Annotated in this window: 16 protein-coding genes; 14 read left to right on the forward strand and 2 right to left on the reverse strand. The window is 72.1% G+C overall.

The features are described from left to right. The first annotated feature begins 34 nt into the window (after positions 1 to 34). The 13 genes from murC (at position 35) to ACFQ53_RS12070 (ending at position 15,851) form a co-directional block, all read left to right on the forward strand. Positions 35 to 1,633, forward strand: coding sequence for a UDP-N-acetylmuramate--L-alanine ligase (murC, locus tag ACFQ53_RS12010; protein WP_377859933.1), 1,599 nt, complete (start codon positions 35 to 37; stop codon positions 1,631 to 1,633). Continuing rightward, on the forward strand, positions 1,633 to 2,760 hold the full coding sequence (locus ACFQ53_RS12015; RefSeq protein WP_377859934.1) for an FtsQ-type POTRA domain-containing protein: 1,128 nt from the start codon (positions 1,633 to 1,635) through the stop codon (positions 2,758 to 2,760). Before murC ends, ACFQ53_RS12015 begins: the two co-directional genes overlap by 1 nt. 278 nt (positions 2,761 to 3,038) lie before the next feature. Continuing rightward, positions 3,039 to 4,421 (forward strand): cell division protein FtsZ, encoded by a 1,383-nt coding sequence (gene ftsZ / locus ACFQ53_RS12020; RefSeq protein ID WP_377859935.1) that lies wholly within the window; start codon positions 3,039 to 3,041, stop codon positions 4,419 to 4,421. A gap of 13 nt (positions 4,422 to 4,434) precedes the next feature. After that, on the forward strand, positions 4,435 to 5,223 hold the full coding sequence (gene pgeF, locus ACFQ53_RS12025; protein WP_377859936.1) for a peptidoglycan editing factor PgeF: 789 nt from the start codon (positions 4,435 to 4,437) through the stop codon (positions 5,221 to 5,223). Between the two features lie 258 nt (positions 5,224 to 5,481). Then, complete coding sequence (locus ACFQ53_RS12030) at positions 5,482 to 5,970, forward strand: cell division protein SepF (RefSeq protein WP_200501115.1); 489 nt, start codon at positions 5,482 to 5,484, stop codon at positions 5,968 to 5,970. A gap of 7 nt (positions 5,971 to 5,977) precedes the next feature. After that, positions 5,978 to 6,268, forward strand: a complete 291-nt coding sequence (locus ACFQ53_RS12035) for a YggT family protein (protein WP_200501114.1) — start codon at positions 5,978 to 5,980, stop codon at positions 6,266 to 6,268. A gap of 172 nt (positions 6,269 to 6,440) precedes the next feature. Continuing rightward, the gene (locus ACFQ53_RS12040; protein WP_377859938.1) at positions 6,441 to 7,148 is read left to right on the forward strand and encodes a DivIVA domain-containing protein; all 708 of its coding nucleotides are present in this window, start codon (positions 6,441 to 6,443) and stop codon (positions 7,146 to 7,148) included. A 37-nt stretch (positions 7,149 to 7,185) separates the two neighbouring features. Next, the gene (lspA, locus tag ACFQ53_RS12045) at positions 7,186 to 7,749 is read left to right on the forward strand and encodes a signal peptidase II (protein ID WP_377859940.1); all 564 of its coding nucleotides are present in this window, start codon (positions 7,186 to 7,188) and stop codon (positions 7,747 to 7,749) included. Next, a complete protein-coding gene (locus ACFQ53_RS12050; protein ID WP_377859942.1) occupies positions 7,746 to 8,675 on the forward strand; it encodes an RluA family pseudouridine synthase in 930 nt (309 codons plus the stop codon). The genes lspA and ACFQ53_RS12050 overlap by 4 nt, the downstream gene beginning before the upstream one ends. A 118-nt stretch (positions 8,676 to 8,793) precedes the next feature. Beyond that, positions 8,794 to 9,603 (forward strand): hypothetical protein, encoded by an 810-nt coding sequence (locus tag ACFQ53_RS12055; RefSeq protein WP_377859944.1) that lies wholly within the window; start codon positions 8,794 to 8,796, stop codon positions 9,601 to 9,603. A 340-nt stretch (positions 9,604 to 9,943) separates the two neighbouring features. After that, positions 9,944 to 13,507, forward strand: coding sequence for a DNA polymerase III subunit alpha (gene dnaE, locus ACFQ53_RS12060; RefSeq protein ID WP_377859946.1), 3,564 nt, complete (start codon positions 9,944 to 9,946; stop codon positions 13,505 to 13,507). Next, positions 13,507 to 14,625 (forward strand): endonuclease/exonuclease/phosphatase family protein, encoded by a 1,119-nt coding sequence (locus tag ACFQ53_RS12065; RefSeq protein ID WP_377859948.1) that lies wholly within the window; start codon positions 13,507 to 13,509, stop codon positions 14,623 to 14,625. The genes dnaE and ACFQ53_RS12065 overlap by 1 nt, the downstream gene beginning before the upstream one ends. Before the next feature lie 29 nt (positions 14,626 to 14,654). Beyond that, positions 14,655 to 15,851 carry an acyl-CoA dehydrogenase family protein gene (locus ACFQ53_RS12070; protein ID WP_377859950.1) on the forward strand — a complete coding sequence of 399 codons (1,197 nt, stop codon included), beginning with the start codon at positions 14,655 to 14,657 and terminating at the stop codon, positions 15,849 to 15,851. Positions 15,852 to 15,897: 46 nt separating this feature from the next. On the opposite strand, the gene ACFQ53_RS12075 is transcribed toward ACFQ53_RS12070, so the two are convergent. Further along, positions 15,898 to 16,434 (reverse strand): GNAT family N-acetyltransferase, encoded by a 537-nt coding sequence (locus tag ACFQ53_RS12075; RefSeq protein WP_377859952.1) that lies wholly within the window; start codon positions 16,432 to 16,434, stop codon positions 15,898 to 15,900. A 179-nt stretch (positions 16,435 to 16,613) separates the two neighbouring features. On the opposite strand from ACFQ53_RS12075, the gene ACFQ53_RS12080 reads away from it, so the two are divergent. Continuing rightward, complete coding sequence (locus tag ACFQ53_RS12080) at positions 16,614 to 17,975, forward strand: MFS transporter (protein ID WP_377859954.1); 1,362 nt, start codon at positions 16,614 to 16,616, stop codon at positions 17,973 to 17,975. A 188-nt stretch (positions 17,976 to 18,163) separates the two neighbouring features. Here the strand turns inward: ACFQ53_RS12080 and ACFQ53_RS12085 are convergent, their stop codons facing one another. Continuing rightward, positions 18,164 to 19,639, reverse strand: a complete 1,476-nt coding sequence (locus ACFQ53_RS12085) for a solute carrier family 23 protein (protein WP_377859956.1) — start codon at positions 19,637 to 19,639, stop codon at positions 18,164 to 18,166. Between the last annotated feature and the right edge of the window lie 314 nt (positions 19,640 to 19,953).

Below are 19,953 nucleotides of genomic sequence, written 5' to 3' on the forward strand. Positions count from 1 at the left end.
GGAGCCTCCGAGGAGCGCCGGTTACCGTGGGCGCATGACCGCGCGCGCTGCCTCCTACGACCTTCCCGCCCTGCCCGACGGGGTGCGCACGATGCTCCGTCCCGGAGACGTGGTCACCGACTCCGCATGGCCCCAGGGCCCCGTGCGCTCGATCCACGTGGTGCGGATCGGCGGCGCGGGGATGTCCGCCGTCGCGCGGCTCGCCCTCGAGGCGGGCCTCGCCGTGAGCGGCTCGGACTCCCAGGACGGCCAGTTCATCGGCCCGCTGCGCGCGGCGGGCGCTCGCATCGGGATCGGCTTCGACGCGGCACTGCTGGCGGATGACGTCGATCTCGTCGTCGTCTCCACCGCCGTGCGCGCCGACAACGTCGAGGTGATCGCCGCCCGCGAACGCGGCATCCCCGTCATCCATCGCGCCGCGGCCCTCGCGGGGCTCCTGCAGGACCGCCGGCTGCTCGCGGTCGCCGGCACCCACGGCAAGACGTCGACGACGGCGATGGCCGTGCTCGCCCTGCGCGGCGCGGGCGGCGACCCGGCCTGGGCCCTCGGCGCCGCGGTCCCGGACCTGGGCCGCAATGCCGGACTGCGCGAGGACGCGGGCTCCGAGCGGCCGACGGGCGAGGGCGTTCCCGGGAGCCCTCTCGCGGTGGTCGAGGCCGACGAGTCCGACGGCTCCTTCCTCGCCTTCGCGCCCTCCGCGCTCGTGGTCACCAACCTCGAGGCCGACCATCTGGACTTCCATGGCGACGAGGCGACCCTCGTGGCCGCCTTCGACGCGCTCGTCGACCGCCTCGCGACGGGCGGCGCCCTCGTGGTCTGCGCCGACGACGCGGGCGCCGCGGCGCTGGGGGAGCGGTCCGCCGCGCGCGGCGTCGACGTCCTGACCTACGGCCGCGCCTCCGGTGCCGACTGGCGCCTGCTCGAGGAGACGCCCGAGGCCACCGGCACGCACGCCCGGCTCGCCGGCCCCGTCGGCGAGATCGAGCTGGACCTGCACGTCACCGGACACCACAACGTGCTGAACGCCATGGGCGCGCTGGCCGGGTGCCTCGCCCTGCTGCTCGCCGACGGACACGAGGCCGCCGACGTCGCCGATTCCGCGGCCGTCTCCGCCTCGACGTCGGACCCCGCGGTGATCGCGCGGGCCCTGGCGACGGGAGTCGGCCCGTTCACCGGCGCCTCGCGCCGCTTCGACCTGCGCGGGGTTGTCCGCGGCGTGCCCGTGTTCGACGACTACGCGCACCACCCGCGGGAGGTCGAGGCGACGATCGCCGCCGCCCGGGGCATCGTCGGCCCCACCGGGCGCGTGCTCGTCGCGTTCCAGCCCCATCTCTACTCGCGCACGCGCGCCTTCGCGGGAGACTTCGCCCGTGCCCTCGGCCAGGCCGACGAGACCTGGGTGATGCCCGTCTACGGGGCCCGGGAGGATCCCGATCCCGCCGTCGACGCGCGCACCATCACCGATCGCGCCGAGCCGGGCGCCGTGCTGCACGCGCTGACCGATCGCGCTGAGGTCGCGCCCTCCCTCGCGGCCGCCGCCGAGGACGGCGACATCGTCCTCATGCTCGGGGCGGGGGACATCGTCGAGGCGACACCGGGGGTGCTCCTAGCACTCGGCGGTGAGCAGTCCTGATGGCGCGCCGTCCCACCCCTCCGCGGCCGCGTCCCGGAGCGCCGGAGGCCCGTCCGTCGGCCGACGAGCGCCCCGCGGCCCCTCAGCGCAGGCAGCCGGCGTCCCGCCGGGCCCCCGCATCCCACCAGTCGCCCGCGCAGCGCGAGGCGCCCACGACCAGGAAGACCGCCGCTCAGCGCCCGGGGACCGCGTCGCAGAAGGGGTCTTCGCAGCGCCGGGACTCCGCGGCGCAGAAGAGCTCCACACAGCGCCCGGCGACCGCGCCGAGGACTGCCCGTGCGGAGGACCAGGCCTCCGCGCAGCGATCCGCGCGCTCCGGAACCTCGTCGGCCCCTGCGCCGGGGCGCACGGGCGCCGACGCGTCGCACGAGGAGACGACGGGCCGGGGCCGCGTCGTCCAGGCCGCCGACCGCTTCGGCGGGATGCTGCGTGCGCGTCCCTGGCGGCGCCGCCGCCGCGCGATCATCCTCGGCACCGCGGGCACGGTCCTCGCCCTGATCGTCCTGCTGGTCGTCGCGATCACCATCCCGCCGCTGCGGGTGCACGAGGTGACGGTGACCGGCGCCGGCTACGTGGATTCCTCCGCGGTCACCGACGCCGCGGCCCCGCAGGAGGACCACAGCATGCTTCTCGTGCGCTCGGGCGCCGTGGAGGAGGAGGTCGAGAAGGTGCCCGGGGTGAAGTCGGCCCAGGTCTCCAAGAAATGGCCCAGCACGCTGAGCGTCGAGGTCACCGAGCGCACGCCCCTGGCGACCCTCAAGGAGGCCGACGGCTCGACGCACATCCTCGATGCCGACGGCGTCGAGCTCCCCGAGGCCGCGGGGAAGGACGAGAAGCTCGTCCCGCTCACGATCGGCGGGAAGGGCGGGGACACCGACGCGATCTCCGGATCCATGCTCTCCGTGCTCGCGGCGCTGCCGGACTCGATGCGCACCACCGTCACCGCCATCACCGCGTCCTCCACGAACGACGTGACGCTCACGGTGAAGACCGATTCCGGGACGAAGACCATCGTGTGGGGCAACGCCCAGGACAGCGAGCTGAAGGCGAAGGTCGCCACGACCCTGCTCTCCCAGCCGGGCAGCGAGATCGACGTCACCAGCCCCGTCGCCCCCGTCACCCGCTGAGGAGGCGAGGGAGTCCCGCCTGCTGAGGCGGGAGGAGCCCGCCCGCGGCCCTGCGAGCCGGTCAGCGGCGCTCCGGCCGGCGGTGAGCCCGCGCAACTCGTCGCAACACGCCGCGACACGCGCGGGGCGGTCGTTGCGCCGATCAGACCTCGTCCATAGCGTCGAGACAAGGGATGAGAGCGGAGAAGTCCCAACCTCAACTCGAGGTCGAGGGTCATGGTTCGCGGACCTCGCCCCTCTCTCATCAGCACGAGTACGACAAGAGCAAGGACCTGAACGTGGCCGGATCCCAGAACTATCTCGCTGTCATCAAGGTCGTCGGCATCGGCGGCGGCGGTGTCAACGCCGTCAACCGCATGATCGAATCCGGCCTCAAGGGCGTCGAGTTCATCGCGATCAACACCGACGCCCAGGCGCTGCTCATGTCGGATGCCGACGTGAAGCTCGACGTGGGCAAGGAGATCACCCGCGGCCTCGGTGCCGGCGCCGATCCCGAGGTGGGCCGCAAGGCCGCCGAGGACCACGGCGAGGAGATCGAGGAGGTCCTGCGCGGGGCCGACATGGTCTTCGTGACCGCCGGCGAGGGCGGCGGCACCGGCACGGGCGGCGCGCCCGTGGTCGCCAAGATCGCCCGCAGCCTCGGCGCGCTGACCATCGGCGTGGTCACCCGTCCCTTCACCTTCGAGGGCCGCCGCCGCTCGAGCCAGGCCGAGTCCGGCATCGAGGCGCTGCAGTCCGAGGTCGACACCCTCATCGTCATCCCCAACGATCGCCTGCTCTCGATCGCCGACAAGCAGGTCTCGATGCTCGACGCGTTCAAGAGCGCGGACCAGGTCCTGCTCTCGGGCGTCCAGGGCATCACGGACCTCATCACCACGCCGGGCCTGATCAACCTCGACTTCGCCGACGTGAAGTCCGTCATGCAGGGAGCCGGCAGCGCCCTCATGGGCATCGGCTCCTCCCGCGGGGACGATCGCGCCCTGCAGGCCGCCGAGCTCGCCGTCTCCAGCCCCCTGCTGGAGGCCTCGATCGACGGCGCCTACGGCGTGCTGCTCTCGATCCAGGGCGGCAGCGACCTGGGCCTGTACGAGGTCTCGGAAGCCGCCCGCCTGGTGCAGGAGGCCGCCCACCCGGACGCGAACATCATCTTCGGCTCCGTCATCGACGACGCCCTGGGCGACGAGGTCCGCGTGACCGTCATCGCCGCCGGCTTCGAGAGCGGCGGGCCCACCCCGCGCACCGACTCCTCGAGCGCCGTGCGCTCGGGCGGATCGGACCGCGGGGACCGCGGCCTGGCCGCGGGCGGATCGGACCGCGCCTCCCGTCAGGAGGGTGCCGCCCGCGCCTTCGGCGCGAGCCGTCCCTCGCCGTCGGCCCCGGCTCGTCCCGAGCCACGCCCGGTGCGCTCGGCCGATTCCGCGTCGACCGCCACCAGCGGCGGCTGGGGAGCTCCTCAGCAGAGCTTCACGCCGTCCCAGCAGGCGCCGGCCGGAGAGCCCGCCGCGGCCGATCCGGCGGATGTCGAGGAGGAGGCGCCCCAGCAGGCGCAGCCCGTGCAGCCGGCGCCCGTCCAGCCGCAGTCCTCCCCGGTGCGCCCGCCGCGCGTCGAGGAGCCCCCGGCCGACGACGACGACCTGGACCTGCCCTCGTTCCTCAAGTGAGCGACCGGCAGCAGTGAACGACCAGCGGCCGACGGCCGTCACCGGTGCTCGGGCCCCGCGGCTTCGCGGGGCCCGAGCCCTGTTCACGACCCGTCTCGGCGGGGTCTCCGAGCCCCCGTTCGAGGGGCTGAACCTCGCCCACCACGTGGGCGACGCCCCGGAGGCCGTGACGCGGAACCGCGAGCTGCTCGCCGCGCACATCGGCGCGCCCCTCGTCTTCGTCGAGCAGGTCCACTCCGACCGTGTGCACGTGCTGCGGGCGTCGGAACCCCCCGCAGGGGACGCGGGGGATGCAGGGGGCGCGGGGGAGCGGCAGGTCGTGACGGCGGATGCGCTGGTCACCGACCGCGCTGACGTGGCCCTGGCGATCATGGTGGCCGACTGTCTCCCGGTGCTGTTCAGCGACGCCGAGGCCGGCGTCGTGGCCGCGGCGCACGCGGGCCGTGCGGGCCTGCTCGGCGGAGTGCTCGAGCGCACGCTCGAGCAGATGCGAGCGCTCGGCGCGCGCCCGGAGCGCACGCATGCGGCCATCGGCCCGGGCATCTGCGGGTCCTGCTACGAGGTGCCCGAGGAGATGCGCGCCCGGGCCGCCGCAGACCTCCCGGCCGTCCGGGCGACCACGCGTCAGGGCACCCCGGCCCTCGATCTGCGGGCGGGAGCGCGTGCGATCCTCGAGAAGGCGGGTCTGGCTCCGTCGGCCGTCGACGACGACCATCCGTGCACCCTCGAGACCGACGCCCTGTTCTCCTACCGCCGCGCGCAGCGCACGGGCCGGTTCGCCGGAGTCATCCGCCGCGCGTGACCCGGCTCGGCCGCGCCCGCCCAGGCCCGACCCCGGCCGCGCCCGCCCCGGCCCGACCCCGGCCGCCGCGTCGCGAGCGCCGGTGACATGCGCCGCGACCGCGGGTGATGCGACACGCCGGGCGACGACACGCCGTCCACGTCCGTCGGAGCGTCGCGACCCTCCGGTAGGTTCTTGACCGGGACTCCCGCGCACTCCCCGTGCTTCCCCGGAGTCCCACCAACCGCAGCGGACGAACGAATGCACAGGGAGAGCACCATGGGAGCCTGGCACAACGCGATGGTCGCTCTCGGCCTCGCCAACGAGGTCGACGAGGACTACTACGAGGACGAGCAGCCGCGTCGCGACGAGGTGGCGCCCGTGCGCCGCACCGAGCGCGCGCCGGAGCCGGCCCACGAGCGGGAGGCGCAGGTGACCCCGATCCGTCAGCGCCAGAGCAGCGTGGTGGCCGTCAGCCACCCGTCGGAGGACACGATGCAGCGCATCACCACCATTCACCCTCGCTCGTACAACGACGCCAAGGCGATCGGCGAGTCCTTCCGGGACGGCGTGCCGGTGATCGTGAACCTGAGCGACATGCAGGACGGCGATGCCAAGCGCATGGTCGACTTCTGCGCCGGTCTGGTCTTCGGGCTGCGCGGCAGCATCGAGCGCATCACCGGGAAGGTGTTCCTGCTCTCCCCGGAGTTCGTCGAGGTGGACGGCGAGTCCACCACGGACGAGGGCAGCTTCTACAACCAGAGCTGAGCGCGCAGTGCAGCTGATCGCCTCGATCCTCTATCTCGCGCTGCTGCTGTACACGCTGGTCCTGCTGGCACGTCTCGTGCTCGACTGGATCCGTTCGTACGCGCGCGACTTTCGGCCCCGCGGCATCGTGCTGCTGCTGTTCGAGATCGTCTTCACGCTCACGGATCCCCCTGTGCGCGCTCTGCGCCGGGTGATCCCGCCCCTGCGGCTGGGCAGCTTCTCCCTCGACCTCAGCCTGCTGATCCTGCTGCTGGTGTGCTCCCTGCTGATGCGCGTGCTCTGGGGCATCGCGATCTGAGGCCCGCGCGGGCGCCCTCGCGCCCTGGGGTCGGGAGACCCTGCCCGCGGACGTGGCGCCTGCCACGGCGGCGGGGTTCACGACCTGGCCGTGGCACTGCGCGCGATCCGCTACGCTGTGCAGTGCGACGCTGAGCGGCGCGTTGACCACACGACGTACGAGAAGGTGACCCATGGCTCTGATGCCCGAGGACCTGGAGAACAAGCGGTTCACCCCGGTTCGGTTCTCCGAAGGCTACGACATGGACGAGGTCGACAATTACCTCGACCTCGAGGTGCTTCCGCGCCTGCAGGAGCTCATCGACGAGAACGCCCGGCTGACCAAGGAGCTCGAGGAGGCGCACAACCGCGTCGCCGAGCTCGAGAGCGCCGCGCAGGACGGCTCCGCCGCCGCTCCGGCCGAGCCGGTGGAGGACGCGACCTCCGAGACCGCTGCCGTCAGCGAGAGCGCCGCGGCCCCCGAGGCCGCGACCGCCGAGACCGGCACCACGGAGGCGGACACCGCCGCCCTCGCCGATGCGCAGTCCACGCAGGACGCCGCGGCCGCCGTCGCCGAGACGCCCGACCAGTCGGCCGCAGGCATCATCGCCCTCGCCAACCGCCTGCACGACGAGCACGTGCGCAACGGCGAGGTCGAGCGCGACCGCCTCATCTCCGAGGCCAACGATGAGCACCAGCGCATCGTCGGCGAGGCCGAGGAGAAGTCCCGCACCACGCTCGACGACCTCGAGACCAAGAAGGCCGATCTCGAGAAGAAGATCGAGAAGCTGCGCACGTTCGAGCGCGATTACCGCAACCGTCTGCGCAACTACCTGGAGAACCAGCTCAGCGAGCTCGAGACGAGCGAGACCCAGGACAAGCACGCGAACTTCGGCCTGTGAGCCGCAGCTCCACCGCATCGGCGGCGGGGCGGACGGCGTGCTGCGGGGCATCTCCCGGACGACCGCGCTGGTCGTCGTCGTGGCGGTGGCCGTGGTCATCCTGATCCTCGACCAGGTCACCAAGCACTGGGCGGAGGCGCACCTCGCACCGCTCACCCCGCAGCCGCTGCTCGGCGAGATCCTGCAGCTGAACCTGCTGTACAACTCGGGCGCGGCCTGGGGGATGGGATCGGGCATCACCCCTGTGGTCACGATCGTGCAGATCGTGATCGCCGTGGCCGTGGTGGTGTTCGCCCTGCGCTCGGTGCGCTCGCGCCCCTATGCGATCGCCCTCGGCCTCGTGCTCGGAGGGGCGCTCGGGAACATCCACGATCGCCTGCTGCGGGCTCCCGGTCCCTTCACCGGATGGGTCGTCGACTTCCTGCAGCTGCCGCACTGGCCGATCTTCAACGTCGCCGACATGGGGGTGACCGGCGGAGCCCTTCTCGTGGTGCTTCTGGGCCTGCTCGGCCGACCCGCGAACCCGTCGGCCGCTGACCCGGACGCGACCTCAGACCCGACTGCCCCCGACGACCCGACCTCCCAGGAGCCGCCGCGATGAGCGAGGAGCGCACCGTCCCTGTGCCCGACGGTCTCGCGGGGGAGCGCGTGGACGTCGGCATCGCCCGGCTGTTCGGACTCTCGCGCACGCGCGCCGCGGACCTCGTGATGGCCGGCGAGGTCGCGGTGGACGGCGCGATGCCCGCGCGCTCGACCCGACTGGAGCCCGGCGCGATGCTCACCGTGCGCATCCCGCAGGAGGCTCCGCCCCTCGAGGTGCGCCCGAGCATCGTCGAGGGCATGGGCCTCGTCCATCAGGACGACGACATCGTGGTGATCGACAAGCCCGTGGGCGTGGCCGCCCACCCCAGTGCGGGCTGGAGCGGGCCGACGGTCCTCGGGCACCTCGCCGGCGCGGGCGTGAGCATCGTGACCTCGGGAGATCCGGAGCGCCGCGGGATCGTCTCCCGCCTGGACGTGGGCACGAGCGGCCTCATGGTCGTCGCCCGCACCGAGCGCGCGTACACCGTGCTCAAGGACGCCTTCCGGGCCCGCGAGGTCTCCAAGACCTACCACGCGCTCTGCCAGGGGCGGCCGATGCCGCCGCAGGGCACGATCGACTCGCCCATCGGGCGCTCGCCGAACCACCACTACAAGTTCGCCGTGCTGCGCGACGGCAAGCCCTCGGTCACGCACTACGACGTGATGGAGGAGCTGCCCGGCGCGGCGCTCTGCGAGGTGCACCTCGAGACCGGGCGCACCCACCAGATCCGCGTGCACTTCTCCGCCATGCGCCACCCGCTGGCGGGGGACCCCCTGTACGGCTCGGACCCGACGCTCGCGGCGCGCATCGGCCTCAAGCGGCAGTGGCTGCATGCCATGGAGCTCTCCTTCGTGCACCCCGTGACCCGCGAGCAGGTCACCTACACCTCGCACTATCCCGCCGACCTCCAGCACTCGCTGGACGCCCTGCGCGAGGGCGCCTGAGCGCCTCGCGCCCGTGGTGGGTGCGCGTCGAGCCCGCGGTCGGGGCGCCTGTGAGCACCGACTCCGCCGGAGCGTATCGATGACGGGTGCGCACCCGCGGGGCCTGTACGGTCGAGGCATGAGCGAGGAGCGACCCGACCCCGACGCGGGCACATCCCTGATCCCGCCCCATGAGCGCGCGCTCGCGAGGCCCAGCTTCCCCGTCGGCCGCGTGGCCCGACTGCTGGGGCTGGATCCGGCGGATGCCGAGGTCGTCCTCCACGACGAGGAGCGCATGCACCGGGCCATCACCGAGGCCGGCCGCGCCTTCCTCGAGGCCGACGACGACCGGCGCGCGGGCCGCATGCCGCGCTCGGCGATCGCCATGGACCCCGAGTTCCCCACGGGCACGGGCATGGCGCTGCTCGGGGCGGCCGCGCTCTGGGAGCACCGCGAGCACGTGCCCAGGATCGCCCTGCGCGTGGCCAAGGACCTCTACGAGAACCGCGAGGACGCGCTGGCCGCGAGCTTCCTGGGCCTCGTCCAGGAGTCCGTGGATCCCGGCGGCGACGAGGCCTCCGCCTGGGCCGCCCAGTCCCTGCTGATGCAGGTCATGCAGCGCTCGGGCAACCCCGCGAAGGCCGACGAGATCGCCCGCGACCTCGCCGCCCACTCCATTCCCCTGGATCTCTGGCGCGACGACGACCCCACCCTGCCGGACGACTCGATGGCCTGGCACGGGGGCGCCTTCGTGGGCGGCATCCCGCCCCGCCGCGATGAGCGCCACCTCAGCTACGAGGACGTCCACGACTACCTCGACCAGCTGCTCACCGGCATGCGCCGCGAGCAGGAGGCCGAGGAGGACGGGACGGCCGAGCAGGGCGGGCCGGGCCAGGAGAACGAGACGGCCGAGGAGGACGGAAGCACTGGGCGGCCGTCCGGCGGGTGACCCCGGCGGGTGGACCGTCTGATGAGCCGGGACCGTCACGCACCGGCGCCGGTGCGCACTCTCTGGTGTATATGGCAGAGATGTCCGATATATGCCGGTCGGTGACAGCGGGACCGGCGACCGGTGACCCATGACCGGTGACCCATGACCGGCGACTGATGATCGGCGGTGGCAGTCGGGGCCATGGGCGCCGTGCGCGCCGCCCCGGCCGTCCCGCCGCGAACGCCCGGAACCCCGCCCGCATTCCCGACGCGCCCGACCCGCCGGGGTGACCTCCCCGACCCTTCCGAGAGTCGACTGGACGGCCCGTCCGTCGGCCCTCACCAGTACGCTGGAGCGCATGGCCGACGACTTCGTTCACCTCCACGTCCATACCGACTACTCGTTGCTGGACGGGGCCGCGAAGGTCGACAAACTCATCGACGAGGTGGTCCGCCAGGACCAGAAGGCCATCGCCATCACCGACCACGGATACGTGTTCGGCGCCTACGAGTTCTACAAGACCGCGACGGCCGCCGGCGTGAAGCCGATCATCGGCGTCGAGGCCTACGTGACCCCGGGGACCAGCCGCCACGACCGCACCCGCGTGCAGTGGGGAACGAAGGCCCAGCAGGAGGCCGGGGACGACGTCTCCGCTCGCGGCGCCTACACGCACCTCACCCTGCTCTCGCGCTCGACCGAGGGCATGCACAACCTGTTCCGCCTGGCCTCGGAGGCCTCGCTCGACGGGCAGATGGGCAAGTGGCCGCGCATGGACCGCGAGATCCTGCAGAAGTACTCGAGCGGGCTGATCGCCTCCACCGGCTGCCCCTCGGGCGAGGTGCAGACCCGCCTCCGGCTGGGCCAGTGGGACGAGGCGGTGAAGGCCGCCGGCGAGTTCCAGGACATGTTCGGCAAGGAGAACTACTTCGTCGAGCTCATGGACCACGGCCTCGATCTCGAGCAGCGTGTGACCAAGGAGCTCATCGAGCTCTCGAAGCACATCGGCGCGCCGCTGCTGGCGACCAACGACCTCCACTACGTCACGGAGGAGGACGCGAAGATCCAGGACGCCCTGCTGTGCATCAACTCGGGCTCCACCTTCGACACCCCGGGACGCTTCAAGTTCGGCGGCTCCGGCTACTACCTGAAGTCCGCCCGCGAGATGCGCGAGCTCTTCCGCGAGCTGCCCGAGGCCTGCGACAACACCCTGAAGATCGCCGAGATGTGCGAGGTCTCCTTCACGACCACCGCCGAGGGCGCGAACTTCATGCCCGTCTTCCCCTGCCCGCCCGGGGAGGACGAGCACTCGTGGTTCATCAAGGAGGTCCAGCGCGGGCTCGAGTACCGCTTCCCCCAGGGGATCCCCGACGATGTGAAGAAGCAGGCCGAGTACGAGACCGGGATCATCACCCAGATGGGCTTCCCCGGCTACTTCCTCGTCGTCTCCGACTTCATCAAGTGGGCCAAGGAGAACGGGATCCGCGTGGGGCCCGGACGAGGCTCGGGCGCCGGCTCGATGGTCGCCTACGCCATGCGCATCACCGACCTGAACCCCCTCGAGCACGGTCTGCTGTTCGAGCGCTTCCTGAACCCCGACCGCGTCTCCATGCCCGACTTCGACGTCGACTTCGATGATCGCCGCCGCGGCGAGGTCATCGAGTACGTGACCCGCAAGTACGGCGACGACAAGGTCTCCCAGCTGGTCACCTTCGGCGTCATGAAGACGAAGAACTCGCTGAAGGACGCCTCGCGCGTGCTGGGCTACCCGTACGCGATGGGCGACATGCTCTCCAAGGCTCTGCCGCCGTCGGTCATGGGCAAGGACATCCCGCTCTCGGGCATCCACGACCCCGAGCACAAGCGCTACGCCGAGGCCGGCGAGTTCCGCCGCGTCGTCGACGAGAACCCCGACGCGCAGCGCGTCCTCGAGATCGCGAAGGGCGTCGAGGGCCTGGCCCGCGGCTGGGGCGTGCACGCCTGCGGGATCATCATGTCCAGCCACACCCTGACGGACATCATCCCGATCATGCGTCGCCCCTCGGACGGCCAGGTGATCACCCAGTTCGAGTACCCCGAGTGCGAGGCGCTCGGGCTGCTGAAGATGGACTTCCTGGGACTGCGCAACCTCACGATCGTCTCCGACGCCCTCGACAACATCGGGAAGAACGGGAAGACCGCCCCGGACCTGGAGACCCTCGAGTTCGACGACCCCGCGCCCTACACCCTGCTCCAGCGCGGCGACACCGCGGGCGTGTTCCAGTTCGACTCCGCCGGCTACCGCGAGCTCTGCCGGCAGATGAAGCCCGACAAGTTCGGCGACATCTCGGCGCTCGGCGCGCTCTACCGCCCCGGCCCGATGGGCATGAACTCCCACACGAACTACGCCCTGCGCAAGAACGGGCTGCAGGACATCACCCCCATCCACCCCGAGCTCGAGGAGCCCCTGCAGGAGGTCCTCTCCGAGACCTACGGCCTGATCGTCTATCAGGAGCAGGTCATGCAGATCGCGCAGAAGGTCGCCGGGTACTCGCTCGGCGAGGCCGACATCCTGCGCCGCGCGATGGGCAAGAAGAAGAAGGCGGAGCTGGACAAGCAGTACGTCTCCTTCGAGGCCGGCATGAAGGAGCGCGGCTACTCCGCCGCGGCCATCAAGGCCCTCTGGGACACGCTGCTGCCCTTCGCCGACTACGCGTTCAACAAGTCGCACTCCGCCGCCTACGGCGTGGTCTCCTACTGGACGGCCTACCTCAAGGCGCACTTCCCGACCGAGTACATGGCGGCCCTGCTCACCTCCACCCAGGAGAATCGCGACCGCCTCGGCTTCTACCTCGGCGACTGCCGCCACCACGGCATCACCGTGCTGCCTCCGGACGTCAACGAGTCCGACATGTACTTCTCGGCCGTCGGGGACGACATCCGCTTCGGACTCTCCGCGATCCGCAACGTGGGTGCGAACGTCGTCGAGGCGATCCTGCAGGCCCGCGAGGAGGAGGGCGCCTTCACGTCCTTCACCGACTTCCTGGACAAGGTCCCGCTCACCGTGTGCAACAAGCGCACCATCGAGTCCCTCATCAAGGGCGGCGCCTTCGACTCCCTCGGAGCCAACCGCCGCTCCCTCGTCCTCATCCACGAGGACGCCGTGGACTCCGTGGTCGGCGTCAAGCGCAAGGAGGCCCAGGGCCAGTACGACCTGTTCGGCTCCGACCTCTTCGGCGGAGGCGAGGAGGGTGACGCGGCCTCCGGCTCCTCGGCGACGATCACGATCCCCGAGGTCCCCGAGTGGGACCGCAAGGAGAAGCTCGCCTTCGAGCGCAACATGCTCGGCCTGTACGTCTCGGACCACCCGCTGCACGGGCTCGAGCACATCATCGCCCAGAACTCGACGACCACGATCAGCTCCCTGGCGGACGACGGCGCGATCGAGGACGGCACGATGGTCACGATCGCCGGCCTCATCACGGGCCTGCAGCGCAAGACCACCAAGAAGGGCGACATGTGGGCGATCGCCACGGTCGAGGACCTCGAGGGTGCGATCGACTGCCTTCTGTTCCCGACCACCTACCAGACCGTCGCGACCGAGCTCGCCGAGGACCTCGTGGTCTCCATGAAGGGCCGCGTCGACACCTCCAAGGGCATGCCCGAGATGCGCGTCATGGAGATGACGATTCCCGACACCTCCAGCTCGATGGGCACCGACGGTCCCGTGATCATCACCGTGCCCGCCGCCCGCTTCACCCAGCGGATCGCCGAGGACCTGCGCGGCGTGCTCGAGGACAACCGCGGCATGAGCGAGGTGCGGCTGAAGCTCCAGGAACCCGGACGCTCCACGCTCATGGAGCTCGACCGCAGGCTCGCGGTCTCGCCGTCGGCCGCGCTCTACGCCTCGCTCAAGGCTCTGCTGGGCCCCGGCTGCCTGCACTGATGAGCGCGCACGCGGGGCGGACCGGACCGGCCGGGCGTGCTGGACGGGCGGGGATGCTGCGCGCGGCGACCTTCAACATCCATCACGGCGCCTCGGCCGACGACCACCTCGACCTCGCCCGCACCGCGGCGGAGATCCGCGCCCTGGACGCGGACGTCGTGGGCCTGCAGGAGGTCGACGTCGCCTTCGGCGACCGCTCCGCGGGCGAGGACCAGGCCCGGGCGCTCGCCGAGATGCTCGGGATGGACGTGGCCTTCGCGCCGGCCATCGACCGCCCCGGGACGGACCCCGACGGGCCCCGGCGCCAGTACGGGGTCGCACTTCTGGTCCGAGGGCGGATCCTCGAGTCCGCGACGCATCTGCTGCCTGCCGGTCCCGGCCTCGGGCCGCTGCGCGAACCGCGGGCGGTTCTGTGCGCGAGCGTGCGCGGGGCACGGGACGAGGACGGCGCAGTGGATGCACCGGCGGGGGACCGGTCCGATCCCGCGGACGCGCCGATGCGCGCCGACCTGACCGTCCTCGTCACGCACCTGGACAAGGAGCACCCTGGGCATCGCCGCGCACAGATCGGACGGATCCTCGAGATCGAGGCTCGGCGCGCGCTGGACCTGCACGGCCCGGGTGACGACGAGCCCTCCGCTCCTCCCGCGCTGCTGCTCGGGGACATGAACGCCGATCAGGGCGCCACCGAGATGCGGCCGCTCGCCGCCGCGGGCTGGCGCGACGCGGCCCTCGAGGCCAGTGGCCGGGCCCCGGCCGGCGGCCTCTCGGAGAGGCGTGCCCCCGGTGGCGCATCGGCGGCCGGGCGCGCGGGATGGAGCCTCAGAGCGGCGCTGCGCTCGCCGGCCCTCTCGGCCGCCGCCACCGCCGTGGCCTCCGCCGTCGCGAATGTGGCCGCCGCCGTGGCCTCGCGTCTCCCGGCCTCGCGCCTCCCGGGCATGGGCCGCGCGATGGGCGCGGGCGTGCGCGGATCGTTTCCCGCCGTGTTCCCGGTGCGGAGGATCGACGGGATCTGGGTGCACGGGCCCCTCACCGCGCGCGCCGTCGAGGTGCCGCCGGGGAAGGCGTCGGACCATCGGCCCGTCGTCGCCACCCTCGAGGACACCGGCCCGGCCTGAGCGGCCCGCCCCTGGCCTACGGTGGGGCCATGACCGTCGACGCCGTCGCCCTCCTGCCCGATCCGCTCCTGCGCAGCTTCCGCGAGCGCGCCGCGGTCCACGACCGCGAGAACACCTTCCCCCGTGATGACCTCGAGGATCTTCGGGAGCTCGGCTACATGCGCCTGCTCGTGCCCCGCGAGCTGGGCGGGATCGGCGCGACCCTCCTGGAGGCGAGCCGCATCCAGCGCCGTCTCGCCGGCGCCGCGCCCGCGACCGCCCTCGCCATGAACATGCACCTCGTGATCACCGGCGCCGCCCTGCACGCCCGCCGCCTGGGCGCCGAAGGGGGCGAGCCCATCCTCGAGCACGCCCTCGCGGGCCGCCTGCTCGCCTTCGGCGTCTCCGAGCCCGGCAACGAGGCGATGCTCTTCGACTCCCAGACCGTCGCCCGCAGCGACGGCCAGGGCGGATACCTGCTCGAGGGCACCAAGATCTTCACCTCCCTCGCGCCCGTCTGGGACCGGCTGGTCGTGCACGGCAGGATCCCCGGGGACGACGTCGACCTCCCGCTCGTCCTCGGCTCGATCGAGCGCACCGATGCGGTCGAGACGCTCGACGACTGGGACACCCAAGGCATGCGGGCCACCCAGTCGCGCACCACCCGTCTGCACGGCGCCCGCCTCGCGGCCGAGGACGTCATCACCCGGACGCCCGTCGGCCCGAACACGGACCCCTTCGTGATGGGGATCTTCGGGGCCTTCGAGCTGCTCCTGGCGTCGGTGTACACGGGACTGGCCGAACGCGCCGTCGAGCTGGGCACGCAGATCGCGTCTCGGCGCCGAAGCGCCACGCGCGGCATCGTCCTCGCCGACGACCCGGACGTGCGCCGCCGCCTCGCCGGCGCGGCGATCGCGCTGGCCGGGTCCGTGCTGCAGATCGAGAAGGTGGTCGCCGATCTCGACGCCCTGGGTACGGGTACGAGCACACCGGGGACCGTGGATCACGGCCCGCGCTGGTTCCTGCAGCTCTCCGGCGTGAAGCACCGCGCGACCGAGGCGGCGATCGGCGCGGTCGACCAGGTGCTCCGCGCGAGCGGCGGCGCGCACTTCTCGCGCACCTCGGAGCTCGAGCGCCTCTCGCGGGACGTCCGCGCCGGCCTCTACCATCCCTCGGACGAGGAGTCCGTGCACGGCTCCTACGCACGGGCGCTCCTCGGGGAGATCGGCGCCGATCGGGAGGAGTGAGCGCCGGGCGAGCCACGGGGCCCCTGGCTCTCGGACCCGTCGGCGCTCAGGCCCGCCGGTAGCCGAGGACGACAGCGGGGGATCCGGTGACCTGGTAGCGGAAGTCCGGCAGCAGCTCGACGTAGCCGCAGCGACGGTACAGGGCCCGCGCCGGATTGTCGGGGCCCGTCGACAGCAGCGAGGTGGTCTGGGGCATCGTCGCGTGCAGGTGCTCGAGGAGCGCACGGGCGAAGCCCCGCCCGCGCGCCCACGGGGTGGTCGCGACCTCGACCACCTCGAAGGCGTCGAGCGTCCAGTCCGCGAGTCCCGCCGCCTCGAGCGCGCCCTGCACCTGCCGCGGCCACCAGGAGCTTCGGTGGTAGACGTGTCCGAACAGCATGGAGTGCAGCTGCGAGGTCCGCTCGTCCTCCACGACGGCGATGCGCGTGCCCGGGACCATCGAGAGCGAATGACGGATCCGACCGCGCAGATGATCGAGCAGGGACGCGCTCGCGTCCCATGCGGCGCGGTACACCTCGAGGACCTCCTCGAGGCGCGCACGGGCCTCCTCGGGAGTCAGATCACGCGCGATCGCAGAGGGCACAGCGACAGACTAGAGCGGGAGACGACAGGGCGCAGGGCGGCTGTGGACGAAGGTGCGTGCCGTCGGTCACCGGTGCGTGGGGCGAGTCACCGGAACGCAGTGGCCGTCTCACGGACGCCCAGGTTCCATATTCCGGACACAATTCCGCATGTCGAGACTTGAGCGTAAATTCGCCGATCGTGACGCACTATCCCGCCCCGACGGCGTCGGCCCCCTCCGAGCCGAACGCTCCCGACGCAGCCCCCGCGAACACCCGCGGACGCGTGATCGTCGCCTCGATGGTCGGCACGACCATCGAGTTCTTCGACTTCTACGCGTACGCGACCGCGGCCTCGCTGGTCTTCCCCGCGCTCTTCTTCCCGAACGAGACGCCCACGACGCAGCTGCTGAGCTCCTTCGCCATCTTCGGCGTCGCGTTCTTCGCGCGCCCCATCGGCTCGATCATCTTCGGGCACTTCGGCGATCGCATCGGCCGCAAGCGCACGCTCGTGGCGAGCCTGCTGGTGATGGGCATCGCGACCTTCCTCATCGGCGTGCTGCCCACGGCATCAGCTCCCGGATTCACGATCCTCGCGCCCGCGATCCTCGTGCTCCTGCGCTTCTGCCAGGGCGTGGGACTGGGCGGCGAATGGTCCGGCGCGGCCCTGCTCGCGACCGAGAACGCCCCGCCCGGCAAGCGTGCCCTCTACGGCACCTTCCCTCAGCTCGGCGCGCCCATCGGCTTCATCCTCTCGAACATCCTGTTCGTGATCCTGAGCCTCACCATGACCGACGCCCAGTTCGCCTCCTGGGGCTGGCGCCTGCCGTTCCTGTTCTCCGCGGCGCTCGTGATCGTGGGCCTCTGGGTGCGCTTGAAGCTCATGGAGACCCCCGCCTTCCAGAAGGTCCTCGACGAGCAGCGCGTGGCCTCGGTGCCGATCGCCCGCGTGTTCCGGACCGCCTGGAAGCCTCTGATCCTGGCGACCCTCGCCATGGTCGCGACCTACGTGCTCTTCTACATGATGACCGCGTTCCTCATGGTCGTCGGCACCACGCCGGCCGACGGGGCCGTGCCGGGGCTCGGCTACGCGCGTCCGACGTTCCTCACCATGCTCATCATCGGCGTCGTCTTCTTCGGCATCTTCACCGTGGTCTCCGGCCCGCTCGCCGACCGCATGGGGCGGCGCCGCATGCTCCTCATCGTCACCGTGCTCATCGGCATCTACGGCCTGCTCCTGCACCCCCTGGTGGGTGCCGGCACCGTGGGCGTCATGGTCGCGCTGATCATCGGCTTCACGCTCATGGGCCTCACCTTCGGCCCGATGGCGGCGTTCCTGCCCGAGATGTTCAAGGCCGACGTCCGCTACACCGGCAGCGCCGTCAGCTACAACATGGCCTCGGTGATCGGGGCGGCGCCCGCCCCCTACGCGCTGATCGCCCTGTGGACGGCGATGGACGGCCAGCTCTGGCTGGTGGGCGGATACCTCGCGCTGGCCGCCGTGGTCACCCTGGTGTCGCTGTTCATCGGCTCGGAGACCAAGGACGTCGACTACCTCGCCTGAGTGAGCGCCGCGGCGCGGCCCGTCGGCCGAGGACGGAAGAGATGAGGCTGGCGGACCAAGGACACAGGTTTCTTGGTTCGCCAGCCTCATTCTTCTGCCTGGGCTCCTGGGCTCCTGGGCTCCTGGGCGCTCCGGCGGCTGGGCGGCAGTCGGGGCGAGTGCTCGAGTGCCCGAGCGGGCAGGCCCGTCTACAGGTGGTCGTGGGGACGGATGCCCCCGCGTCCCTTGAGCAGCAGGTTCAGCAGCACTGCGCTGAAGGCGGCGGCGCTCACGCCGGAGCCCAGCACCATCGCCGCGAGCGACGGCAGGGCGTCGTAGAGCGCAGGGACGGCGACCGGGAGCACGGCGAGGGACAGCGAGACCGCGACGATGAGCGTGTCGTGGCCGGCGTCGCGGTCGTCGCGGCGCGGGGCCTCGCCGATCGTGCGGATGCCTGCGGCGGCGACCGAGCCGAACAGCACGAGGCCCGCGCCGCCCAGCACCGGCTGGGGGACGGCCGCGACCACGCGGCCCAGGAGCGGCACGAGCCCCAGCAGCACGAGGATCACGCCGCCCGCCGCCACGGTGAAGCGGGACCGCACGCGGGTGACGGAGATCAGCCCGATGTTCTGCGCGAACGCGGTCGCCGGGAACGAGTTCACCAGCGGGGCCAGTGCGCTCGCGGCCATGTCGGCGCGCAGACCGTCGGCCAGGCGCCGCGGGGGCAGATCGGTGCCGACGACCTTGGTGACCGCGAACAGGTTCGCGGTGGTCTCCATGAGCGTCACGATGATGACCACGACCATCGGCACGATCGCCGCGAGATGGAACGTCGGCACGCCGAAGGCGAACGGGCGCGGCAGGGCGACGACGCTGCCGGTGAGGACCTCGGAGAAGTCCGCGGCCCCGACGATCGCGGCGATCACGGTGCCCACGGCGATGCCCAGCAGGATCGCGACGCCCGAGAGCGCCCGGATCCGCGAGAACACGAGCACGGCGACGAGAGTGAGCGCGGCGAGGCCCAGGTGCAGGGCGCTGCCGTAGCCGGGCGCCCCCTCCGTGCCCATGATCCAGCCGGCCGCGACCGGCAGCAGCGAGATGCCCATCGCGGCGATGATCGTGCCCGTCACCACCGGTGGGAACAGCGGCTGCAGACGCGAGACCACCGGTGCGAGCAGGAAGCCGACGATGCCGGCGACGATCACCGAGCCGAACACCGAGGGGAGCCCGCCGTCGCCCGCGATGATGACGAGCATCGTCGAGACCGCGCCGAAAGTGGTGCCCTGGACGAGCGGCAGCTTCGCCCCGAAGAAGGGGATGCCCAGCGACTGGAGCAGCGTGGTCACGCCCGAGACGAACAGGGCCGAGGCCACGAGCACCCCGATCTGGTCCCCCGGCAGGCCCGCGGCGCCGCCGATGATCAGCGGGACGGCGACCACGCCGCCGTACATCGAGAGCACGTGCTGGGCGCCGTAGACGAGGCTGCGGGGGAGCGGCAGGCGCTCGTCCTCGGGGCGTGCGGTGCGGGGCGCGGCCGTCGAGGTCGACGGGGCCGCGAGCGAGGGGTCGGCCGACGGGGCCGTGGACGCGGGGCCGGCCGACGTCCCCGTGGGCGCGGGGTCGGTCGACGCGGCCGGCCGCTCGGGGTCGGTCGAGGGATGTCGTGGGGTGGGGGTCTCGGGCACGGAGGGTCCTGACGCGGGGGAGCTGGGGTCGACGGACCGGATGCGGCGCGCAGCGCGACGACCGGCCGGAATGCAGAAGCGCCCACCGCGGCGACGGTGAGCGCTGGGATCAGGGTACTCGCGGCGGAACGCGCGGCGCACGGCGGGGCGTCCGGCGAGACGCCGGGCGGTGAGGTGCGTGGAGCCGGGAGTCGGGAGTCGGGAGCCGGGAGGTGCGGCCACGGGGCCCCGGGGCCGCTGGGCCGCGCGGCATGGTGCGAGGCGCCCCTCGAAACGGCGAGTGGTACGAAACCTGTCTCATATAAAACAAACCC

Origin of the sequence: Brachybacterium sp. NPDC056505, from assembly GCF_042794925.1 — a bacterium.
Classification (GTDB): Bacteria; Actinomycetota; Actinomycetes; order Actinomycetales; family Dermabacteraceae; genus Brachybacterium; species Brachybacterium kimchii.